At 70.5% G+C, this 3,916-nt stretch carries 4 protein-coding genes and 1 pseudogene; 2 read left to right on the top strand and 3 right to left on the bottom strand.

Going from position 1 to position 3,916, the window contains the following annotated elements; all coding sequences use genetic code 11:
• From glp to VFF46_RS31930, 3 genes are all read right to left on the bottom strand, one after another.
• On the bottom strand, positions 1-1,157 hold a 1,157-nt coding region (gene glp / locus VFF46_RS31920), incomplete at its 3' end, for a gephyrin-like molybdotransferase Glp (protein ID WP_325040957.1).
• 77 nt (positions 1,158-1,234) lie between these two features.
• Entirely contained in the window at positions 1,235-1,711 is a 477-nt protein-coding gene (locus tag VFF46_RS31925; protein WP_325040958.1) for a GNAT family N-acetyltransferase, read from the bottom strand.
• Complete coding sequence (locus VFF46_RS31930; protein ID WP_325040959.1) at positions 1,708-3,093, bottom strand: UTP--glucose-1-phosphate uridylyltransferase; 1,386 nt, start codon at positions 3,091-3,093, stop codon at positions 1,708-1,710. The genes VFF46_RS31925 and VFF46_RS31930 overlap by 4 nt, the downstream gene beginning before the upstream one ends.
• Before the next feature lie 65 nt (positions 3,094-3,158).
• Here VFF46_RS31930 and VFF46_RS31935 point away from each other — a divergent pair, with 65 nt between their 5' ends.
• Entirely contained in the window at positions 3,159-3,719 is a 561-nt protein-coding gene (locus VFF46_RS31935) for a 5-formyltetrahydrofolate cyclo-ligase (RefSeq protein ID WP_325040960.1), read from the top strand.
• Positions 3,712-3,916, top strand: a pseudogene (locus VFF46_RS31940) (aminoglycoside phosphotransferase family protein); the annotation flags it as partial. The gene VFF46_RS31935 and the pseudogene VFF46_RS31940, both read left to right, overlap by 8 nt.

A 3,916-nucleotide genomic window follows, 5' to 3' on the forward strand; every position in this document is an offset into this window, starting at 1 on the left:
GGGACCACGATCAGCGCGTTCGCCCGGCTCAGGCCGCCCAGCAGGTGGGAGCCGTGCCCGCCGACTGTACTGGCCATCCAGCCCTCGTCGCCGGAGGTGGCCGCGGCACGGACGAACTGCCGCCGCCCCGCCGGTGAGCTGAACCCGTCGAGCGTGACTCCCGGGACCGGCGTCCGCCGGTACGGCATCTGCCCCATCATCTTGCGCAGCGCGGGCCGGACGAAAACCTCGAACGAGATGTACGCCGAGACCGGGTTGCCGGGCAGCGTGAAGATCGGCACCTCGTCCTCGCCGATCACCCCGAACCCCTGCGGCTTCCCCGGCTGCATCGCGACCTGCGGGAAGTCCACGGTGCCGAGCTTGGAGAGCTCCTCCTTGACGATGTCGTACGCCCCCATGCTGACGCCGCCGGTGGTGATCACCAGGTCGGCCCGCACCAGCTGGTCGGACAGCGTGTCCATGATCCGCTTCGGGTCGTCGTCGACGATGCCGACCCGGTACGCCACCGCGCCGGCGTCCCGGGCGCACGCCGCCAGGGTGTAGCTGTTCGAGTCGTAGATCTGCCCGTCGCCCAGCCGGCTGCCCGGCTCGCGCAGCTCGGCGCCCGTCGAGATCACCACCACCCGCGGCCGCGGTCGCGCCTTCACCCGGGCCCGGCCGACCGCCGCCAGCACCGCGATCTGCCGCGGGCCGAGGACCGTGTCCCGGTCGAGCACCTTCGCCCCGGCCGCCAGGTCCTCGCCCGCATACCGCACCGAACCGCCGACCGGCGGCTGCTGGGTGATCCGGGCCGTGACCGTCCCGCCGTCGGTCCACTCGACCGGCACGACGCTGTCCGCGCCGCGCGGCATCGGCGCGCCGGTCATGATCCGCACGCAGGTCCCGGGGGTGACCACGATCGGTTGGCTGCGCCCGGCCCGGAACTCCCCGACCACCGGCAGGCTGATCGGGTTCTCGTCCGAGGCACCGGCGAGGTCCGCGGCCTGCACCGCATACCCGTCCATGGCCGAGTTGTCGAACCCCGGCAGGCTCACCCCCGAGACGATGTCCTCGCAGAGCATCAGCCCGACCGCGTCCATCAACGGCTGATCGAACGCCGGCAAGGCCGTCACCCGTCCGAGTACGACTTCGAGATGCTCATCAACACTTCGTCTCACGAGCTCGACCTTAATCGACGGCTCGCGGGTTTCCCGCGATAGTTCCGGGGGAGTGCGTGAAGAAGTCTGGTTGGGTTCTAGGTGGGGTCCGATTCCGGATGTTTGCCCCAGACCATGCGGACGTCCGGCGCGCGTTCCTCGTTCGCCGAGCCGTCGGTACGGCGGACCTCGCGGAAGCCGTGGCGCCGGTAGAAGGACTGCGCCCGCAGGTTGGTCTGGAACGTCCAGAGCGCCAGCCCGCCGGGGCGGAGGTCCTTCGCCAGGTCGACCAGGACCGAGCCGACGCCCCGCCCGGCCGCCTCCGGCGCGACGTACAGCTGGTCGAGGTCGTCACCGTCGAGGGTGAGCACCGCGACGATCCGGTCCTCGTCGAGCGCCACCCAGGTCTCCCCGTCCGGCAGCAGTACGTCGGCGAACCAGCCGGCCACCTGCTCCGCGGTGTGGATCGCCGGCGGCAGCTGGGACCCGTCCGCGTGCCGTGCTCGCCACCAGACCTCGGCGGCCGCTGCCGTGTCGGACGGCTCCAGCGGCCGGACCAGGAGGTCGTCGGTCAACGCAGCTCGGTTCCGTCCGGGATCGTCCGGCGCTCGCCGGCCGGCGCGGTCACCTCGACGTCCCCGACCACCGTCACGTCCTTGCCGAAGGCAACGTCACCGCGGACCGCCAGCCGGTCGGCGGCGACCAGCGACGGCGGCCCGGCCGGGAACCGCGCCTCGAAGTCGGCGAGGATCTTGAAGTACTCCGGGTCCAGGTCGACGTACGGCTCGTCGCCCTCGTGCTTCGTGGTCAGCTCACCGGCCTCGTCCAGCTCGTACACGTCGGAGCGCAGTACCAGCAGGTCGTTCGTGGTCTTCACCGGCTTGAACCGGCTGCGGTCGACGATCACCGCCTGCGACCCCTCGAACGTCTCGATCGCGGTGCCCATCCCGGTCTCCAGTTGGATCACCTTGGGCGACGTCGGGTCGGCCGGGTCGACGGTCTTGCGGTTCACCATGATCGGCAGCCCGAGGATCCCGTCGTGCCCGTCCATCAGGTCGGCCAGCCGGTCGAGGTCGATCCACAAGTTGTTGGTGTTGAACATCTTGTGCCTGCTGATGTCCTGGAAGTACTGCGTCTCGTCGTCCGCGACCTGAGCGCTGTCGCGCAGGATCAGCCTCCCGTCGGACTTCCGGACCGCGACGTGCCCGCCCTTGCGGTCCGACCGGGTCCGGCGGCAGACCTCCATCCCGAACGGCACGTCGTGCTCGGCCATCCAGGCGGCGATCCGCGGGTCCGGGGTGGCGCCGAGGTTGTCGGCGTTCGAGATGAACGCGTGCCGGAAGCCGTGCTCGCGGAGCGCGTCAAGGGTGCCGGAGGCAACCAGCGCGGTGTACAGGTCGCCGTGGCCGGGCGGGCACCAGGCGAGCTCCGGGTCCGGCTCCCACTCGGCCGGGGTCAGGTCGTCGGCGAGCAGCTTCGGCTCCATGTTCTGCATGAAGTCGAGCGGCAGGCCGTCGATCGCCAGCCCGTCGTACTCGCCGAGGATCCGCAGCGACTCGGTCTTGGTGCGGAACGAGTTCATCAGTACCAGCGGCAGCGGTACGTCGTACGCGCGCCGGGTGCCGAGGATCTGCCGGGCGATGATGTCCAGGAAGCTCAGCCCGTCCTTCACCGGCAGCGCGGACTTCGGGCCGGTGACGCCCATCGACGTACCGAGGCCGCCGTTGAGCTTGATCACCACGGTTTCGGCGAGCGCGGCGCGGAGCGCGTCCGGGTCGGTGTCCAGGTGCTCCAGGTGCGGCAGATCGCCGACCGGCTCGATGTCGTCCTCGGGGATCTTCCCCTGGTGCCCGGACTCGAGCAGCCGGTAGTAGTGCGTGAAGACGCGTATTGCAACGTCGGCAGCACCTGCCGCGCGCATCTTCTCCTGCGCTTGTCTGAGACCCACCTCACCCATGCACCAACCCTAGGGGACGACAGGCAATCCCAGTGTTGCCCGCGTCACGCTTCTACGATCAGAAGGTGTTCTTGACGAAGGATGTGGCGCGGCGGCGGTTTCTGGAGGCGCGGGGCGCGCGGCCCCGGGCCGAGGGACTGCTGGCGAGCGCCCAACAGGTGTTGCCGGACGTATGCCGGATCGCTTTGTACGTGTCCAGGGGGCCTGAGCCGCAGACCGGTGCTCTGATCGACTGGCTGCTCGCGACGCACCGCGAGGTGCTGCTGCCGATCCTGTACGCCGACAACGACCTGGGCTGGGGCGTTGCGCCCGGTGCGGCGGACCTGGTGCCCGGGCGGCTGGGCCTGTCGGAGCCGCCGATCGACCTGGGCTCCGACGCGATCGCCACCGCCGATCTGGTCATCTGCCCGGCCCTGGCGGTAGCCCATGACGGCGTACGGCTGGGCCGCGGCGGCGGCTCGTACGACCGCGCCCTGGCCCGCGTCCGCCCCGGTACGCCGGTCTGGGCCGCCGTGTACGACACGGAGATCGTCGACACGCTCCCCTGCGACTCGCACGACCGCCCGGTGGACGCGGCACTCACACCCAACCGCTTGATTCCGCTGCGAAGATCAGCGGATGACTGAGCCAGCTGTCCAAGCAGCAGCCACAGCCGCCCGCGCCCTCGGCCTGACGGTGACCCACCCAACCGTCCTCTACCAGGCGTTCTCGACGGTAGTGCAGCTGAAACCGTCCCCTGTGGTCGCCCGGGTCCCGATGAACCTGCCTGCACCCCTGCAGGAGCCAGAGCCCGCCGTACGTCGCCAGCAGCGCGAGATCGACG

Origin of the sequence: Kribbella sp. (assembly GCF_035655035.1) — a bacterium.
In the GTDB taxonomy this organism is placed as follows: domain Bacteria; phylum Actinomycetota; class Actinomycetes; order Propionibacteriales; family Kribbellaceae; genus Kribbella.